At 66.2% G+C, this 17,668-nt stretch carries 16 protein-coding genes; 12 read left to right on the plus strand and 4 right to left on the minus strand.

From position 1 onward, the window contains the following. Nucleotides 1-2: 2 nt before the first annotated feature. The 6 genes from KVP70_RS23460 (at nt 3) to KVP70_RS23485 (ending at nt 9,351) form a co-directional block, all read left to right on the plus strand. On the plus strand, nt 3-1,283 hold the full coding sequence (locus KVP70_RS23460) for a multidrug effflux MFS transporter (RefSeq protein WP_217944825.1): 1,281 nt from the start codon (nt 3-5) through the stop codon (nt 1,281-1,283). A gap of 206 nt (nt 1,284-1,489) precedes the next feature. Next, the gene (locus KVP70_RS23465) at nt 1,490-3,580 is read left to right on the plus strand and encodes an HDOD domain-containing protein (RefSeq protein ID WP_217944827.1); all 2,091 of its coding nucleotides are present in this window, start codon (nt 1,490-1,492) and stop codon (nt 3,578-3,580) included. A 7-nt stretch (nt 3,581-3,587) separates the two neighbouring features. Further along, nucleotides 3,588-5,861 carry a putative bifunctional diguanylate cyclase/phosphodiesterase gene (locus KVP70_RS23470; RefSeq protein WP_217944829.1) on the plus strand — a complete coding sequence of 758 codons (2,274 nt, stop codon included), beginning with the start codon at nt 3,588-3,590 and terminating at the stop codon, nt 5,859-5,861. 19 nt (nt 5,862-5,880) lie between these two features. Continuing rightward, a complete protein-coding gene (locus KVP70_RS23475) occupies nt 5,881-7,476 on the plus strand; it encodes an SEL1-like repeat protein (protein WP_217944831.1) in 1,596 nt (531 codons plus the stop codon). Between the two features lie 79 nt (nt 7,477-7,555). Continuing rightward, nucleotides 7,556-7,798: a hypothetical protein gene (locus tag KVP70_RS23480; RefSeq protein WP_217944833.1), complete on the plus strand. Its 243-nt coding sequence runs from the start codon at nt 7,556-7,558 to the stop codon at nt 7,796-7,798. A gap of 95 nt (nt 7,799-7,893) precedes the next feature. Beyond that, nucleotides 7,894-9,351: a flagellin N-terminal helical domain-containing protein gene (locus KVP70_RS23485; RefSeq protein WP_217944835.1), complete on the plus strand. Its 1,458-nt coding sequence runs from the start codon at nt 7,894-7,896 to the stop codon at nt 9,349-9,351. On the opposite strand, the gene KVP70_RS23490 is transcribed toward KVP70_RS23485, so the two are convergent. Next, nucleotides 9,337-9,900 (minus strand): DUF4865 family protein, encoded by a 564-nt coding sequence (locus KVP70_RS23490; protein WP_217944837.1) that lies wholly within the window; start codon nt 9,898-9,900, stop codon nt 9,337-9,339. The two genes, KVP70_RS23485 and KVP70_RS23490, sit on opposite strands and share 15 nt — an antisense overlap. After that, nucleotides 9,897-10,292 (minus strand): tautomerase family protein, encoded by a 396-nt coding sequence (locus tag KVP70_RS23495; RefSeq protein WP_416053873.1) that lies wholly within the window; start codon nt 10,290-10,292, stop codon nt 9,897-9,899. The genes KVP70_RS23490 and KVP70_RS23495 overlap by 4 nt, the downstream gene beginning before the upstream one ends. Nucleotides 10,293-10,413: 121 nt before the next feature. Between KVP70_RS23495 and KVP70_RS23500 the strand changes: the two genes are divergently transcribed. The 4 genes from KVP70_RS23500 to KVP70_RS23515 all read left to right on the plus strand — a co-directional run bounded on the left by KVP70_RS23500 (nt 10,414) and on the right by KVP70_RS23515 (nt 13,160). Next, on the plus strand, nt 10,414-11,349 hold the full coding sequence (locus tag KVP70_RS23500; RefSeq protein WP_217944841.1) for a LysR substrate-binding domain-containing protein: 936 nt from the start codon (nt 10,414-10,416) through the stop codon (nt 11,347-11,349). Between the two features lie 92 nt (nt 11,350-11,441). Further along, nucleotides 11,442-12,119 (plus strand): CsgG/HfaB family protein, encoded by a 678-nt coding sequence (locus KVP70_RS23505; RefSeq protein WP_416053872.1) that lies wholly within the window; start codon nt 11,442-11,444, stop codon nt 12,117-12,119. Between the two features lie 8 nt (nt 12,120-12,127). Beyond that, nucleotides 12,128-12,496 carry a DUF4810 domain-containing protein gene (locus KVP70_RS23510; protein ID WP_217944843.1) on the plus strand — a complete coding sequence of 123 codons (369 nt, stop codon included), beginning with the start codon at nt 12,128-12,130 and terminating at the stop codon, nt 12,494-12,496. 1 nt (nt 12,497) lies between these two features. Next, the gene (locus KVP70_RS23515) at nt 12,498-13,160 is read left to right on the plus strand and encodes a DUF799 domain-containing protein (RefSeq protein ID WP_217944845.1); all 663 of its coding nucleotides are present in this window, start codon (nt 12,498-12,500) and stop codon (nt 13,158-13,160) included. A gap of 3 nt (nt 13,161-13,163) precedes the next feature. Here KVP70_RS23515 and KVP70_RS23520 read toward each other — a convergent pair whose 3' ends face one another. Beyond that, nucleotides 13,164-13,718 (minus strand): hypothetical protein, encoded by a 555-nt coding sequence (locus KVP70_RS23520; RefSeq protein WP_229225051.1) that lies wholly within the window; start codon nt 13,716-13,718, stop codon nt 13,164-13,166. A 126-nt stretch (nt 13,719-13,844) separates the two neighbouring features. On the opposite strand from KVP70_RS23520, the gene KVP70_RS23525 reads away from it, so the two are divergent. Further along, complete coding sequence (locus tag KVP70_RS23525) at nt 13,845-14,936, plus strand: SMP-30/gluconolactonase/LRE family protein (protein ID WP_229225052.1); 1,092 nt, start codon at nt 13,845-13,847, stop codon at nt 14,934-14,936. A gap of 39 nt (nt 14,937-14,975) precedes the next feature. Here KVP70_RS23525 and KVP70_RS23530 read toward each other — a convergent pair whose 3' ends face one another. After that, nucleotides 14,976-16,631, minus strand: coding sequence for a methyl-accepting chemotaxis protein (locus KVP70_RS23530; RefSeq protein ID WP_217944849.1), 1,656 nt, complete (start codon nt 16,629-16,631; stop codon nt 14,976-14,978). A 353-nt stretch (nt 16,632-16,984) separates the two neighbouring features. On the opposite strand from KVP70_RS23530, the gene KVP70_RS23535 reads away from it, so the two are divergent. After that, entirely contained in the window at nt 16,985-17,563 is a 579-nt protein-coding gene (locus KVP70_RS23535; RefSeq protein WP_217944851.1) for an FxDxF family PEP-CTERM protein, read from the plus strand. The last annotated feature ends 105 nt before the right edge of the window (nt 17,564-17,668 follow it).

The raw sequence follows: 17,668 nt of genomic DNA on the forward strand, positions 1-17,668 counted from the left end.
ACATGTTCCCGACACCTCCCGCAAATCTTCCCCCAGATCCTGTCGCGGAGGTGCCGGAACCGCCGCCGTCGCACATGAAGGTCCTCGGCGCCGGCGCGCTGGCCGCCACGCTGGCCGCGCTGTCGATGCTGGGGCCTTTCTCGATCGACGCCTACCTGCCGGCCTTCCCGAATATCCAGGCCACGCTCAACGCCACGCCGATCGAGGTCCAGCAAAGCCTGACCTTCTACATGCTGTCCTTCGCCTGCATGGTGCTGTGGCACGGCGCGCTGTCGGACGCCTTCGGCCGCCGCAACGTGATCCTGGTGTCGCTGGCGATGTTCGCCATCGGCACGCTGGGCTGCGCCGCCGCGCACACGGTGCACTACCTGTGGGTGTTCCGCATCCTGCAGGGCATGTCGTCCGGCGCCGGCGTGGTGGTGGGGCGCGCCATCATCCGTGACCTGTACCATGACGCCGCCGCCGCGCGGCTGCTGTCGATGGTGACGATGATCTTCTCGATCGCGCCGGCCGTCGCGCCTATCCTGGGCGGCTGGGTGGTCACGCTGTTCGACTGGCGGGCGATCTTCCTGGCGCTGCTGGCCTACAGCGTGCTGCTGTTCATCTACTGCTACCGGCGCCTGCCGGAGACCCTGCCGAAAGAGAAGCGCCATCCCTTCAATCCGCACTTCCTGTTGCGTAACTACGGCGAGATCATGCGTTCGCCGCTGTTCCACATGAAGTCCGGCGTGGTGGCCTTCAATTTCGCCGGCCTGTTCCTGTACATCTCGTCGGCGCCGGTGTTCCTGCCGCAGCACCTGGGGCTGGGCGCCTCGCAGTTCGGCTGGCTGTTCATACCGTCGGTGAGCGGGATTTTCCTCGGCGCGCTGGCGGCCAACCGGATTGCCGGAAAGATGACATTTTCGCGACAGATTGGTATTGGCTTTTGTTTCCTGCTGGCGGCGTCGATATTTAACGTTTGCTACCACTTGTTGCTGCCGCCTGCGCTGCCGTGGTCGGTGGCGCCGATGTTTTTTTATACCTTCGGTATGTCGGTGGTCGCGCCGGGCGCGACCTTGCTGGCATTGGACTTGTTTCCGCACATCCGCGGCACGGTGGCTTCCTGCCAATCTTTCGCCACCACCCTGTTGGGCGCGCTGGTGGCGGGGGTGATTGCACCCTTCCTATCACACTCCGTGCTCTGGTTAGCCGCAGGACAGATGGCATTTAGTACCTCTGCTCTCGTTTTCTGGTTGACGTCGCGCTATTACCGGAGCATGCTTCTACGCCATCCGGGCCAATAATTATTAACGGCAGGAAATTGAGTTAGTTTAGAAAGAAATCTTACCTGCTGTTAAGTTACTACAAGACTTTATGTTAGTATAACTTTTTGGTAGCGATTTTTTCCCACGATTTTTGCACAACGCACCCGGCCCAGAACCCGCTTGATACGATGCATCAACCTGACCATGATATTCGCAATCGCCTGCTGATTGCCCGTCTGCCGGCAATGCCGCAGATACTCATTAAGTTGATTGAGCACTTGCAAGCCGACGACGCCGGCATGCCGGAGCTGGCCGCCCTGATCGCCAAGGATGCGGCGATGACCAGCAAGATCCTCACCGTCGCCAACAGCTCCGCGTACCACCGCAACGCGCGCGTGGTCGGCCTGGAGCAGTCGCTGGTGTCGCTGGGCACCGACATGATCAAGACGCTGGTCATCAGCGAATCCGTCTTCCAGACCTTTAACAGCTTCCCGCATTCGAGCAGCACCGACCTGCGCGGCTTCTGGAAAGGCTCCCTGACCACCGCCGTTATCGCCCGCGACATCGCCAGGCAGATGGAGTACCCGCACGTCGAGGAAGCCTACCTGGCGGGCCTGCTGCATAACGTCGGCCGCCTGGCGCTGCTGGCCACCGCGCCGAAGGAATACGCGTTCAACTTCATGGCGCGCGACGACGAGGACCTGTGCGCCGTCGAACAACGCACGCTGCAAATCACCCACTCGGAAGCGGGCGCCTGGCTGATCGAACGCTGGCACCTCGACTCGTTCCTGGCCGACAGCGTGCTGTATCACCACGAACCGATTTCGCGCGTGGAGTCGGCCCATCCGCTGATCCGCGTGGTGCGCCTGGCGCACCTGTTGTGCTTCCACGAAGACCAGCAGCTGGCCATCGAGGAAGCCGGCCACCTGTGCGGCCTGGATGCGGAAAAGTTGGACCAGATCGTCAGCAACGCCGCCCGCCAGGTGGAGAAGTCCGCCGCCTACCTGGGCATCGACCTGGCCGGCGCCGACGATATCCCGACGCCGACCGCCTATGCGGCGCCGATGGTCGATCCGGTGCAGCAGCGGCTGTCCGAGGAAGTGCGCAATATGGTGCTGGTGTCCGAGATGGGCCAGACCTTCGCGCGCCAGCAGGGCGAAGCCGGCCTGCTCGATGCGATGACGCGCTCGGCGCGCATTCTGTTCGATTTTGAAAACGCCGTGGTGCTGCTGGAGAATCCGACCGGCCACGCGCTGCACGGCACCGCCACCGGCGACCAGCAGCAGCGGCTGGCCGAATTGGTCATCCCGCTCAACAAAGGCGGCGTGGTGGCCGAGGCGGCGACCGCGCGCAAACTGACCTTCGTCAGCCGCGATTCCCAAGCCCTGAGCGTGGCCGAGGAGCAGCTGTTCCGCATCGTCGGCAGCGAGAGCATGGTGTGCCTGCCGCTGGTGGCCAACCAGCGCTGCCTGGGCGTGTTGATCGGCGGCGCGCCGGCCTGGCAGATGGCCAGCTTCCAGAAGCGCGAACGCTTCCTGCAATCGTTCGGCACCCAGGCCGCCGCCGCGCTGGAGACGGCCATCAGCGAGCGCGGTCACACCAAGCGCCAGATCGCCCACGTGGCCGAAGAATACCGCGAAGCCTCGCGCCGCGTGGTGCACGAGGTAAACAACCCGCTGTCGATCATCAAGAACTATCTGTCGGTCCTGGACGGCAAGCTGGCCAAGCGCGAGCCGGTGGTGGGCGAGATGTCGATCCTGAACGAGGAGATCGACCGCGTCGGACAACTGATCAACGGCCTGGCCGATTTGCAGCCGACCGAGAGCTCGCGCGTGACCGATGTCGGGCGCGTGGTGGACGACGTGCTGCGCCTGTTCCGCGCCACCGACTTCGTGCCGGCCTCGGTGCAGATCGTGGTGCGCATGCAGGAGGAGCCAGCCGAAATCGACGGCGACGCCGACCTGCTCAAGCAGATCCTGGTCAACCTGATCAAGAACGCCGTCGAAGCCCTGGCCGACGGCGGCAAGATCGAAATCTCTAACCGCGGCCACGTCAACCGCGAACGCAAGCTTTACCTGGAACTGGTGGTCAGCGATACCGGTCCGGGCTTGTCGGCCGAGGTGCTGGCCAATCTGTTCTCCGCAGTGCGCAGCACCAAGGAAGGCGCACACCACGGCCTGGGCCTGTCCATCGTCCACAGCCTGGTGAAGAAAATGCAGGGTCTGATCACCTGCCGCTCCGGTAAAACGGGTACCACCTTCGAAATCCTGCTGCCCGCCCGTGGCAGCACCAGTCAAGTCGCCGGCGTGCAAACGCGGGCGATGGATTCAGTTTAAGGCCATGATGAACCTGAACCCAGCCAGCCTCACCGCTGCCGCCCCGGACGACCACGCCCCCGTCGTCCTCTCCACCGATAACTGCCCGCGCATCCTGCTCGTCGACGACGAGCCGCGTTTGCTGTCATCCCTGTATGAACTGCTGCGCGACCGCGACTACCACCTGGTGACGGCGACCTGCGGCAGCGAAGCGCTGGCCCAGCTGACCAGGCTCAAATTCGACCTGATCCTGCTCGACCTGCGCCTGCCGGACATGAGCGGCCACGAGATCATGGACTTCATCAACGCCAAGGAGATCGACGGCGACGTCATCGTCATGAGCGGCGATGTCGGCATCGAGGCGGCCATCGGCGCGCTGAAACGCGGCGCCTACGACTACCTGCGCAAGCCTTACAGCCGCGAGGAGCTGCTCAAGACGGTGGAGAACGCGCTGCAAAAGCGCCGCCTGGCGATCGACAACGAGCGCATCGCCTCCAAGCTGGAAAACTCCGAGAAGATGTACCGCTACCTGGTGGACAGCTCGCCGGACATCATCTACACCCTGAACCACGAGGGCAAGTTCACCTTCGTGAACGACCGCGTGCAGCAGCTGCTGGGCTTTACCCGCGAGGAGCTGATCGGCCGCCACTACTCGGTGCTGGTGCACGACGAAGACCAGGAGCGCGCGCGCTACGCCTTCAACGAGCGCCGCGTCGACGAACGGGCGTCGCGCAACGTCGAGCTGCGCCTCAAGTGCAACACCGGCAGCGGCATCGAGCGTACCTTCAACAACACGCTGATGACGATTTCGCTCAACGCGATCGGCATGCACATCCCCGACCACGAGGTGAAGAAGCACGAGTTCTTCGGCACCTACGGCGTGGCGCGCGACATCACCGACCGCAAGCGCGCCGAGGAAGTGATCTCCTACCAGGCCTACCACGACATTCTGACCGACCTGCCCAACCGCATGCTGTTCAAGGACCGTCTGGGCCTGGCCGTGATCCAGGCCAAGCGCAAGTTGACCGAGCTGGCGGTGATGTTCGTCGACCTCGATCGCTTCAAGCTGGTCAACGACACGCTGGGCCACGTCAAGGGCGACGAGCTGCTGCAGCAGGTGGCCACCCGCCTCAAGGATTGCCTGCGCCGCGGCGACACCCTGGCGCGTCAGGGCGGCGACGAATTCACCATCGTGCTGCCGGAACTGCGCGACCGCCAGGACGCCAAGGCGATCGCCGACAAATTCCTCGAAAGCCTGCACAAGCCGTTCGACCTCGATGGCCACGAGGTGCATATCTCGGCCTCGATCGGCATCGCGATCTATCCGGGCGACGGCGAGACCATCGACGAGCTGCTGCGCCACGCCGACATCGCCATGTACCAGGTCAAGGCGCTGGGCAAGAACGGCCACAGCTTCTATCACAACTCGATGCTCGACGTGTCGCACCAGAAGATCGCGCTGGAGCAGAGCCTGCGCAAGGCGCTGGAGTTGAACGAGCTGGAAATGTACTACCAGCCGCAGGTCGACGTGGCCAGCGGCCGCATCATCGGCGCCGAGGGCCTGATGCGCTGGAACCATCCGCAGCGCGGGCTGCTGTCAGCCGGCGAGTTCCTGCCGTTCGCCGAAGAGAATGGCCTGATGCTGCCGATCTCCGACTGGATGCTGGGCGCGCTGTGCCGCGACCTGCTGCAGTGGAACGCGGCCGGCGGCGAGGCGATCCGCCTGTCGCTGAACCTGTCGCCGCAATACCTGGACCGCGGCGACTTCTTCGAGAAGATGCGCGGCGCGCTGACGCGCTACGGCATTTCGCCGGCGCAGATCGAAGTCGAGATCACCGAGAACATCTGCATCCGCAATCCGCAGTACGCGATCGAGCAGCTCAACAAGTTGTGCCAGCTGGGCGTGTCGGTGGCGATCGACGATTTCGGCACCGGCTATTCGTCGCTGTCGTACCTGCACCGCTTCCCTATCCACACGATCAAGATCGACCAGTCCTTCGTCAAGGAGATCCACGACGAGAACGGCCACTACCCGGTGATCCTGGCGATCATCTCGATCGCGCGCGGCCTCGGCCTGCACCTGGTGGCCGAGGGCGTGGAGACCGAGGTGCAGGCGCGCTACCTGCAGGCGAACGGCTGCACCACCATGCAGGGCTATCTGTACCACCGCCCGATCTCGCTGGCCAGCTTCATGGACGTGCTGCAGGACCAGGGACGCCTGACGGCAATGCCTTCGGCCCATGTGCTGCACGTGGTTCCCAACCTAGACACCCAACCGGCAATGGTCGCGATCCAGGCCTGACGCAGCTTAGAAAAACAGCATGACGAAATACGGTCCCAACGAAGCCGACGCCAACAGCGGCAGCACTTACACCGCCGAGTTCTTGCGCGTCAAGGGACTGGCCGAGCGTGGCGTGGCCAATGCCCAGCACAGCCTGGGCTTCATGTATTTCAACGGCCAGGGCGTGGCGCAGAGCTACGAGCTGGCGGTGGTCTGGTATCGCCAGGCCGCGCAGTCCGGCCTGGAACACGCGCAGTACAACCTGGGCGTGATGTACCAGAAGGGCCAGGGCGTCGAGCAGAATTACCAGGAAGCGGCCGCGTGGTACCAGCTGGCGGCGGAGCAGGGCTACGCCGCCGCGCAGTACAACCTGGGCTGGCTGTACGCCAAGGGCCAGGGCCTGGACGCCGATACCAGCAAGGCCATGTACTGGTTCAGCAAGGCGGCCGACCAGGGCGACGCCGGCGCGCAAAACAATCTCGGCATGATGTACGACACCGGCAAGGGGGTGCCGCAGGATTTCAAGCAGGCCATCGCCTGGTACCGCAAGGCGGCCGAGCAGGGCTATCCGCGCGCCCAGTTCAACCTCGGCCTGCGCTACGACAACGGCCAGGGCGTGCCGCAGGACGTGGGCCAGGCGATGTCCTGGTACCGCAAGGCGGCCGACCAGGGCTACGCGCCGGCGCAGTTCAACCTGGCGCTGCGCTTCGACAAGGGCGACGGCATCGCGCAGGACAGCCAGAAGGCCATCCTGTGGTACCGCCGCGCGGCCGAGCAGGACCACGCCAGCTCGCAGTTCAACCTGGGCCTGATCTACGACAACGGCCAGGGTGTGCCGCGCGACGAGCAAAAGGCGCTGGACTGGTATCGCAAGGCGGCCGAGCAGGGTCACGCGGCGGCGCAGAACAACTTGGGCCTGCGCTACGATCACGGCCAGGGCGTGGTGCAGGATTACGAGCAGGCGCAGTTCTGGTACCGCAAGGCGGCCGAGCAGGGCTTCCCCGGCGCGCAGTACCACCTGGGCATGCTGTACGACGCCGGCCACGGCGTGGTGCAGGACCCCCAGGAGGCGATCTTCTGGTACCGCAAGGCGGCCGACCAGGGACATCTGCGGGCGCAGTTCGACCTCGGCCTGCGCTATGAAACGGGACGCGGCGTGCCGCGCGACGACCGCAAGGCGATGGCCTGGTACCGCCGCGCCGCCGAGCAGGATTACGCGGCGGCCCAGTACAACCTGGGTCTGCTGTTCGACAAGGACGACGGTCCGCAACCCGATTGCGCCCAGGCCAACGGCTGGTACGCCAAGGCGGCCGAGCTGGGGCACGCGCTGGCGCAGTTCACGCTGGGTCTGCGCTTCGACAACGGCCAGGGCCTGGCGCAGGATTACGCGCAGGCGCACCACTGGTATCTGCAGGCCGCCGGCCAGGGCCATGCGCGCGCGCAGTTCAACCTGGGGCTGATGTTCATGGTTGGCCAGGGCGTGCGCGCCGATATCGGGCAGGCCTGGATGTGGCTGGCGATGGCCGAGCGCAGCGGCTACGCCGCCGCCGGCCGCTACCTGAAAAATGCCGCCGCCCGCATGGACAGCACGCAGCTGGCCCAGGCCCGCGAACGGCTGGAATTGCTGCCTGGTTAAAATTATTCTGTAACAGTGATGGACACCTTAGTTATTTTATAGATAATATCTAAAAACCAACTAAAACATAGGGTGTCTCATGAATAAATTTTTGACCGCTGCAATGCTCGCCAGCCTCGTCGGCCTGACCGCCTGTGCCACCACCGAGCAGCCTATCGTCCAGGCCGACGCTTCGGCACCGGCCGCCAAGCCATCCCAGGCCCGTCCGCTGACCGGTACCCGCATCCCTTCCAAGGGCACGGGTCAGACGGTCTCGGCCACAGAAGGCTCCGACTACGACCGCGATTCGCGCGGCCAGGCCTCGCCTTACACCATCAAGTAAGCGCGTTTTTGAGGCGGGACTGCTCAAGTCCCGCGTTTTGTTGCCGATAGATAATCATCAACCATCGTTCCGTGATGGCAGCGAGTATCGGCGACATGCAGATCAATACCAACCTCTCCTCCCTGAACGCCCAGCGCAGTTATGCGCAGTCGGGCGAGGAGATGGCTGTGCGGCTGCAAAAACTGTCGAGCGGCCAGCGCATCCATTCGGCGCGCGACGACGCGGCCGGGCTGGCCATCAGCGAGCGCATGAGCGCCGGCATCAATGGCTTGCACCAGGCGCGGCAAAACATCAACGACGGCATTTCCCTGATCCAGGTGGCCGATGGCGCGGCCGGCCAGTTGCTGGACAATTTCCAGCGCATGCGCGAGCTGGCGGTGCAGGCCGCCAACGCCACCAACAGCAAGACCGACCGCGCCGCCATCCAGGGCGAGGTCAACGCGCTGGTCGCGTCCAATGTGGACATCGTCGCCGGCGCCCGCTTTAACAACCAGAGCTTGCTCGACGGCACGTTCTCGCAGCAGCTGCAGGTTGGCGCCGAGGCGAACCAGACGCTGACGCTGGCCATCCCGGCCGCGCTGGTGCCGATCGGCACCAACCTGGCCAATGTCAGCGTCGCGCCGGAGCAGGCCACGGCGGTCGGCACGGCGGTGCTGGGGGCGATCGGCAATGGCGACCTGGTCATCAATGGCGTGGCGGTGGGGGCGTCGGCGGCCGGCGCGCAGCCGGGGCAGGGCGCCGCCAGCGCCTTCGCGGTGGCGGCCGCTATCAACGGCGCCAATGTGCGCAATGTGACGGCCAGCGCCGCCACCAGCGTGGCGGGCGCCGTCGCCGCCAACGGCGCGCTGGCGGCGGCCAGCTTCTCCATCAACGGCGTCAACATCGGCGCCATCGCCGGCAACACCGCCGCGATCCGGGCGGCCAGCGCCGCCGGCGCCATCAGCGCGGCAGCGGGCGCCAGCGGCGTGACCGCCAGCGCCGCCGGCGGCACGCTCACGCTCAGCGCCGCCGACGGGCGCGATATCGTCATCTCCGAATCCAATCCCGGCAGCGCCGGCTCGCTGGGCCTGACCGTGGGGGCGAACAAGGGCGTGGTCACCGTGACCGAGGCGGTGCGGCCGGGGCCGCACTCGCTGGCCATCACCGGCGCCAATCCGGCGGCGGCGGGACTGAGCGCGGGCAGGCAGAGCTCGGTCGTGGTGGGGCCGCCGCAGGTGGTGCAGCAGGATGTGTACAGCGCCGGCGAACCGGCGCAGGACTTGTCCACCTTCAGCGGCGCGTCCGACGCGCTGGCTTACTACGACGGCAAGATCGACGAGGTGAGCAGCCTGCGGGCCCTGCTGGGGGCGGCCAGCAACCGGCTGTCGGCGGCGGCCAGCAACGCCGAAAGCGGTGCCAACAGCCTGGCGGCGGCGCGCTCGCGCATCCGCGACACCGACTACGCCAGCGAGACCGCGCTGCTGACCCGCGCCAGCATCCTGCGCGAGGCCGGCGCCTCGATGCTGGCCCAGGCCAACGCCCAGCCGCGCGGCGCGTTGCTACTGCTGCGCTAGCCCCGGCGCCGACACATGGCCGACCCGGTAGCGCTGTTCGTGCCGCAGCGGCGGCAGCGCCGGCTCGCCGCGCCACAGGCACAGGCGCACGATGCTCCAGTTGCCCGGCTCGAAGCCGATCACCACCGCCAGCGCGCCGCACTCGAGCGCATGGCGCGCATGCTGCTCCTCCCGCTGGCGCAGCTGGGCCAGGTCGCTGTGCGGCGCGATCGCCTCGACGCTGCGGGTGGCGTGGCGCGCCTGCCGCACCGCCTCGCCGACGCTGGCGTGCCACGGCGTCCAGGTGCGCACCGACGGCCAGCCGAAAGCCTGTGCCACGCCGGCGAAACCGGGACCGTTGAGGAAGTCGTGCATGCCTTGCTCGCTGTGCCACAGGTAGAACGGCGCGTACAGGTTCTCCGTAGCATCTCCCCGTTCCGCGTACAGATAGGCCTTGAAGGCCAGGTGGGGCAGCTGGTCCAGCAGCGGACCCTTGCTGCCGATGCGCTCGCGCACGATGGCCATGTCGTAGTCGGCCGGCAGGCTGAAGCTGTATTGCATCGCGATCATGCCGGCCTCCACAGGCTGGCGGCCGGCGCGCCGCCGCTGAACGACCAATCGTCGCCCTGCGAGCTCGACAGCACCACCATCACATCCTGCGGCCGCAGGCCGGGCGCCTCGGCCAGCAGCTCGACCAGGCGGCGGTAGAAGGCTTGCTTCATTTCGGTGCTGCGCGGCTTGCCGGTGGTGATGTGGATCAGCACGAAGTCGTCGGAGCGCGGGCCGGCCGGGCTTTCGTAGTCGCGGTCGAAGACCAGCTCATACGCCTCGTGCTGCGTGATGACCTGGAAACGGTCTTGTTCCGGCACGTTGAAGGCCTCGACCATGGCGCGGTGCAGGCTGTGCGACAGCGCGGCCAGGTACTCGGGCGATTTTCCTTTCAGCAGAGAAATGCGACTCATGGGCATGATGGCCTCCGTTGGGGTGATTGACAGGCCCACGATACAGGGCTATTTTGATCCTGAAAATCAGGAATATTTTGATGGATGGTTCGATAAAGCGGGATGATGAATGGGGATGATCATGCGAAGAATCACTTTTGACCTCGCTGTGCTGCGCACCTTTGTCACCGGCGTCGACCTGGGCAGCTTCGCCCAGGCGGCCGACCGGCTGGGGCGCTCCACCTCGGCCGTCAGCGCGCAGCTGAAGAAGCTGGAAGAGCAGTTGGGCATGCCGGTGCTGCGCAAGCAAGGGCGCGGCATGGTGACCACCTCGGCCGGCGAGTCGCTGCTGGGCTACGCGCGCCGGCTGCTGGAACTCAACGACGAGGCCGCCACCGCCGTGCGCGGCGCCGAGCTGGCCGGCAGCGTGCGGCTGGGCATGCAGGAGGATTTCGGCGAGCACATCCTGACCGAAGTGCTGGGCCGCTTCGCCCGCGTCCATCCCCGGCTGCGCATCGAAGCCTGCGTGGCGCGCAACGCCGACCTGATGGCGCAGATGGCGGCCGGGCGGCTGGAGCTGGCGCTGGCCTGGAGCGACCCGGCGCAGGCCTGGCCGGCCTTGGGGCGCACGCCGGAACTGGCGCGCCTGCCGATGCGCTGGATAGCGGCGGCCGGCGCAGGCGCGGCCGGCGGCGCCGAATGGCCGGCCTGGAGCGGGCGCGGCGAGCCGCTGCCGCTGGTGATGATGGACGCGCCCTGCATGATGCGCTCGGCCGCGCTGCATGCGCTGGACCGGGCCGGCATCGCGTGGCGCATAGCCTTCAGCAGCCCCAGCCTGGGCGGCGTGTGGGCGGCGGTGGCGGCCGGGCTGGGTGTGACCGTGCGCACCCAGGTCGGCCTGCCGCCGGCCCTGCGCGCGCTGGAGCAGCCCGGCCTGCCGCCGCTGCCGGTGATCGGCCTGCGCCTGCATCGCGGCGCGGACGAGCTGGGCGCGCCGGCCCAGCGCCTGCACGATATCGTGCTGCAGGCGATCGCCGCGCAGCCGGCGCTGGCGCGCGCCGCCGTGACTATTGGATAGATTGACGGCGCAACAAACGCGTAGAATTGCCTCTTGGAAATTATTGCAATGTATTACTGTTGCAAAATACAATAACTATCTTCGGGGTCTCTATGAAAATGCATCACACCGGCGCCATCCTGGCTGCCGCCGCCTTCGTCTCGGCCTTGTCCGGTTGCGCCACCGAAAGTTCGCAGGCCCTGGCCGTGCCGACCGTGGCCAGCGCCGCCCGGCCGTACACCGGCGCCCGTACCCTGGTCGCGGTCGGCAAGTTCGACAACCGCTCCAGCTTCATGCGCGGCATCTTCTCGGACGGCGTCGACCGCCTGGGCAGCCAGTCGAAGACCATCCTGATTTCGCATCTGCAGCAGACCAACCGCTTCAACGTGCTGGACCGCGATAACCTGTCGGAATCCAAGCAGGAAGCCGAATTCAAGAAACAAAGCCAGAGCATCAAGGGCGCCGATTTCATCATCACCGGCGACGTGACCGAGTTCGGCCGCAAGGAAGTGGGCGACCATCAGCTGTTCGGCATCATGGGCCGCGGCAAGACCCAGGTGGCGTATGCCAAGGTCACGCTGAACGTGGTCAACATCGCCACCTCGGAAGTGGTGTATTCCAGCCAGGGAGCGGGCGAGTACAGCCTGTCGAACCGTGAAGTGCTGGGCTTTGGCGGCACCGCCAGCTACGACGCCACGCTCAACGGCAAGGTGCTGGACCTGGCCGTGCGCGAAGCGGTGGACCACCTGGTGGCCGGCGTCGACGCCGGTGTCATGACCCGCAAACAATAAGGCCAGCCATGAAACCCACCCTGATCAAGAGCGCGGCCCTGCTGCTGGCGCTGGCCGCCGGCGCGACCCTGAGCGGTTGCGCCTCGGCGCCTAAGACCCTGTACGGCTGGGAAGGCTATCAGCCGCAGGTGTACCAGCACCTGAAGGGCGAGAGCCCGGACCAGCAGATCGCCGTGCTGGAGAAAGACCTGCAAACCATGAGCGCCAAGGGCAAGTCGGCGCCGCCGGGCTTCCATGCCCACCTGGGCATGCTGTACTCGATCGCCGGCAAGCCGGACCAGGTGGTGGCGCAGTTCGAGGACGAGAAGAAACTGTTCCCGGAATCGGCGACGTATATGGACTTCCTGCTGGCAAAAATGAACAAGGGTGTGAACTGATATGCTGAACCGTATCCTGAAACTGGCCGTCTGTGTCGTGCCGGCCGCGCTGATCGTCGGCTGCGCGACGCCGAAGGCGCCGTATGACTACACCGCCTTCAAGGCCGCCAAGCCGCGCTCCATCGTGGTGCTGCCGCCGCTGAACAATTCGCCGGAGGTCAACGCCGGCAACAGCTTCTACGCGCAGGTGACGTATCCGCTGGCCGAGGCCGGCTACTACGTGCTGCCGGTGGCGCTGGTGGGCGAGACCTTCAAGCAGAACGGCCTGACCAGCGCGGCCGATATCCACGCGGTCGACGCCAAGAAACTCAACGAGATCTTCGGCGCCGACGCCGCGATGTATGTGACCATCACCAACTACGGCGCCAGCTACAATGTGCTCAACAGCGTGGTGCTGGTGACGGCCAACGCCAAACTGGTGGACCTGAAGACCGGCAAGCTGCTGTGGAGCGGCACCGCGTCGGCTTCCAACAACGAGGGCGGCAACAGCGGTGGCGGCGGCCTGATCGGCGCGCTGGTGGCGGCCGCGGTCAAGCAGATCATCGCCAGCACCACCGACGCTTCGCATCCGGTGGCCGGTGTGGCCAGCGCGCGCCTGCTGTCGGCCGGCACGCCCAACGGCATGCTGTATGGTCCGCGTTCGGAAAACTACCTGAAGCCCTAAGCTTTACGGCTGGACGCTGGCGCCGGCCAGCTTGGCCACGCCGGCCAGCGTGGTCTGCGCCGCGTTCTGGCCCAGCAGGAAATCCAGGTCCGAATAGGCGGCGTAGACGTCGGTCGGCTGATGCCAGTTGGGATTCCAGCCGGCGCCGATCTGCTGGCCGCGCTCGTTCTCGCGCAGCGAGATGGCCGGCGCCAGGTCCATGAACGGCGTCGAGTCGGTGTTGGTCATGTGGAAGCCGACGGCGGCCGGGTAGCGGCTGGCGTACTTGTCGTTGGCCGCGCGCAGGGCCCAGGCCAGTCGCGCCGATCCCTCCGCCTGCCGCGACACCGACGGGTGCTCGATGTTGACGTCGGCCTCGCGCCGCTGTTCCGGCGGCGACACGTAGACCGGCTGGCCCGTGGCGTCCAGCACCGGCTTGCCGGCCGTGTCCAGTTTGGCGACCGGCATGCCGTGGTCCCACAACATCATGTCGTGCTGGATCAGGCCCAGCCATTTCGGCTCGGGATACTGGCCCGAGCCCTTGGGCGATTCGATGCCCTGCATATCCTTGCGCTGCATGGCGTAGGCGCCGCCGCTGGGGATGCCTGGCGCGCGCCTGGCCGCCGGCGCGTCCGGCGCCGGCTGGGTGTACTGGTAAAACAGGCTTTGCCATTCTGCATCAAGATTGCGTAGACTGGGCGCACTATGAAAAAAATCGCCAAGGTGTCCATGTTCGCTGCATTGCTCGTCGCTGCTTATCTCGGCCTGTGGCCGGTGCCCATCGTGCCGGTCAGCTGGACCGCGCCCACGCCGCCCGGCTATACGGGCATCCATGCGGTCAACCAGCGCCTGGCTGGCGCGCGGCAGATCGCGCTGGGCGGCGAAGTGGGGCCCGAACATGTGTTGCTCGGACCCGACGGCAAGCTCTACACCGGCGTCGCCAGCGGCAAGATCCTGCGCATGAATGCCGACGGCGCCGCGCTGGAAACCTATGCCGACACCGGCGGCCGGCCGCTGGGCCTGGACTTCGACGGTGCCGGCCAGCTGATCGTGGCCGACGCCGTCAAGGGCTTGCTGTCGGTGGCGCCGGACCGCAGCGTCAGCGTGCTGGCGGACCACGTCGGCAGCGAGGCGATCCGCTTTGCCGACGGCGTGGCGGTGGCGGCCAACGGCAAGATCTACTTCAGCGACGCCTCGCAGCGCTTCGCCCCGGTCCGGCGCGACACGATGGAGGCGGCCATGCTGGACGTGCTGGAACAATCGTCGACCGGGCGCGTGCTGGAATACGATCCGGCCAGCAAGGCCGCGCGGGTGGTGGCCGGCGGCCTGAGTTTTTCCAATGGCGTGCTGCTGAGCGGGGACCAGCGCTGGCTGTACGTGAGCGAGAGCGGCAAGTACCGGGTGTGGAAGATCGCCGTCGACGCGGCCGGGCTGGACGTGCGGGTGGCGTCGCCGCAGGCGCAGGTGCTGCTCGATAACCTGCCCGGTTATCCGGACAACCTGGTGCGCGGCGCCGGGGGCAGGATCTGGCTGGGCCTGTCCGGCCCGCGCAACGACCTCGACAAGATGGCCGACAAGCCGTCTCTGCGCAAGCTGATGCTGCGCCTGCCGCGCGCGCTGTGGCCCGAGCCCAAGCCTTACGGCCATGTGCTGGCGTTCACCGAGGACGGCCGCATCGTCGCCGACCTGCAGGACCCGAGCGGCGCCTCGCCGGTGACCACCGGCGTGACCGAGACGGCCGAACGGCTGTATATCCACAACGTCGGCGCCGGCAGCATGGGCTGGATCAAGCGCTGAAGTGCACGGTCGGTCTGCCCGGCGGTCGCGCTTCGGGCGTCAGGCGCGGCGGGCGATGGGGGGCGCGGCGCGTTGCGGCCGCGCGCGCGGCGAGGCGATCAGCGCCAGCTTGGCGGACGCCTTGCCCGGCTTGCCCTGCGGCGGCAGCTTGAACACTTCCAGCGCCTTGGCCACGGCCTGCGCCTGCACGTCCAGCACGCCGGTGGCGGCCGAGGCTTCCTCGACCATCAGGGCGTTCTGGCGGGTCACTTCGTCCAGTTGCATGATGGCGTCCTTGACCTGGTTGACGCCGCTGCTCTGCGCGCGCGTCGAGCCGCTGATGTCGCCCATGATGGCGGCCACCCGGCCGATGGCGGCGATCACCGCGTCCATGTCCTGTCCCGCCGCGCTGGCCATGCCGGCGCCGACCGCGATCTTGCCGGCCGAGGCGTCGATCAGGGTCTTGATCTCCTTGGCGGCGGCGGCGCTGCGCTGGGCCAGGTTGCGCACCTCGCCCGCCACCACCGCGAAGCCGCGCCCGCTCTCGCCGGCGCGCGCCGCCTCCACCGCCGCGTTCAGCGACAGGATGTTGGTCTGGAAGGCGATGCCGTCGATCAGGCTGATGATGTCGACGATCTGGCTCGACGAGGCGCGGATGTCGTTCATCGCCGCCACCACCTGCGTCACCGCCACGCCGGTGCGTTCGGCCAGCGCGGTCGCCTCGCTCGCCACGCCGCTGGCGGTGTTGACGTTGTCGGCGGTCTGGCTGACGGTGCCGGTGATCTGGCCCATGTGCGCCGAGGTCTGCTCCAGGTTGGCCGCCTGCGCCTCGGTGCGCGCCGACAGGTCGGCATTGGCCGCGCGCACCTGCGTGGTGGTGCTGCGGGTGAGGCTGAAGTTGCTGCGGATGTCGACCAGGATGGACGCCAGGTTCAGGTTCAGCTGGCGCACGAATGCCTGCAGCTGGCCCAGCTCGTCGTGGCGGTCGACCGCCATGCGGGTGGTCAGGTCGCCGCCGGCCAGGATGCGGGCCGCCTCGATGCTGGCCTTGATCGGCGCGACCACCGCCAGGTGCAGGTTGCGCCAGCTGTACAGGGCCAGCGCCACCATCAGCAGCGCCTGCCAGTGCAGGGCGCTGTCGGCATAGGGCCAGACGGCGTGGCTGGCGAGCGTCAGCCCCAGCACGGCCATGCTGCCGAAGCACAGCGCCAGGCGCTGCGCCAGCGTGATGTCGCGCAGCGCCTGGGTCCAGCGGCGCCAGCCGCGCGCGGCGGCGGCGCCGCGCACGATGCGCACGCCGTCCGGGTTGCCGCCCCTGACGGTGCGGTAGAGCTGTTCGGCGTCATCGATCTGTTCGCGCTTGGGCTTGGTGCACACCGACATGAAGCCGGTGGTCTTGCCCTTTTCTATCACCGGCGTGACGTTGGCGATGCACCAGAAATGGCCGCCGTCCTGGCAGCGGTACTTGACCAGGCCGCGCCACGGTTGGCCCGACAGCACGGTGCGCCACATGTCGGCATCGACTTCGGGCGGCATGTCGCCATGGTAGAGCGAGGTCTGCGGACGGCCGCCCAGTTCGTCGTCGGCGTAGCCGCTGGCGTGGACGAAGGTGGAATTGGCGTAGGTCAGGCGGCCCTGGAGGTCGGTGGTGGTGACGATGGGCTTGCCGTCTTCAAGAACGGTTTCACGGCCGGTCGCTGGGGAGGTGCTGCGCATGGGCGATCCTGTGCATGGGGTTGTCGAGGGTGGCTAGCATCCTAACAGATTCAGGTGTCAACTATTTCCCAAATGTCATGATTTTTGCGAAGACGCAACGGTGTGCGTCGCCGCGGGCAGTTGAGACGCCCATCGCCGCTTTGCTTGAATAAATGTCGACGGCGGCAAACCTGTCCTGAGAGAAATGGGATGCTACATTTTCGCAACAAAAAATTACTTATGGACAATATTCATTATTTTTTTCAAAAGTAAGTTCTCACTTGGCAAGTATTGTGTTATATTTACATCACTGGCTTGATGTTACGCGTTAAGCCCTTCCATTGCAGCGCAATCACTACCCTAAGAGGACTCCCTTGAAACTCTCGAAAACTGCCATCGCCGCCTGTGCATTTGCCGCTGCAATCGCTTCGGCACCTGCCGCCTTCGCCGCCACCGAAACCATCGTTCTGGGCACTAGCCTCGAGGCCGGTTTTGCCAGCCAGGACATGGCTCACCTGACGATCACCGAATCGGGTGGCAACACGGTGTGGACCCTGGCGGCCAACTGGGACAACGCGCTCAACGCGACCAACCCTTTCATCTTCGGCCTGCAATTTAGCGATAAGAAGAGCGCCGCGCCAGTCAACTTCAGCGCTGCTGTCGGCAGCACCATTGCGCTGGCAAGTAACGGCCTCAGCGCCACTCAGATCAAGTTCCGGACCGCCAACAACAGCGGCCGCTTCACCGATGGCGAAACTGCCACGTGGACTTTCAACAATACCGCCCTGAGCGACTTCGGCTCCTTCCAGCTGCATGTCAACGCAGTGACGGCAAGCGGTGGTTCGGTCAAGTTCACCCCGATGATCCCGGTGCCGGAACCAGAAACCTACGGCATGCTGCTGGCAGGTCTGGGCCTGCTCGGCTTGGTCGCACGCCGTCGCGCCGCCAAGTAATTTCCGCAGGCAGGCTGCGCGCCCGCCGTGCCGGATCGAAAGCCCCGCTCGCCGGGGCTTTCGTTATTTTGATCCGGCGGCCATGCCGCCATGTTGTCAATTGCG

The sequence above is a fragment of the Duganella violaceipulchra genome (assembly GCF_019166075.1).
Lineage (GTDB): Bacteria > Pseudomonadota > Gammaproteobacteria > Burkholderiales > Burkholderiaceae_D > Rugamonas > Rugamonas violaceipulchra.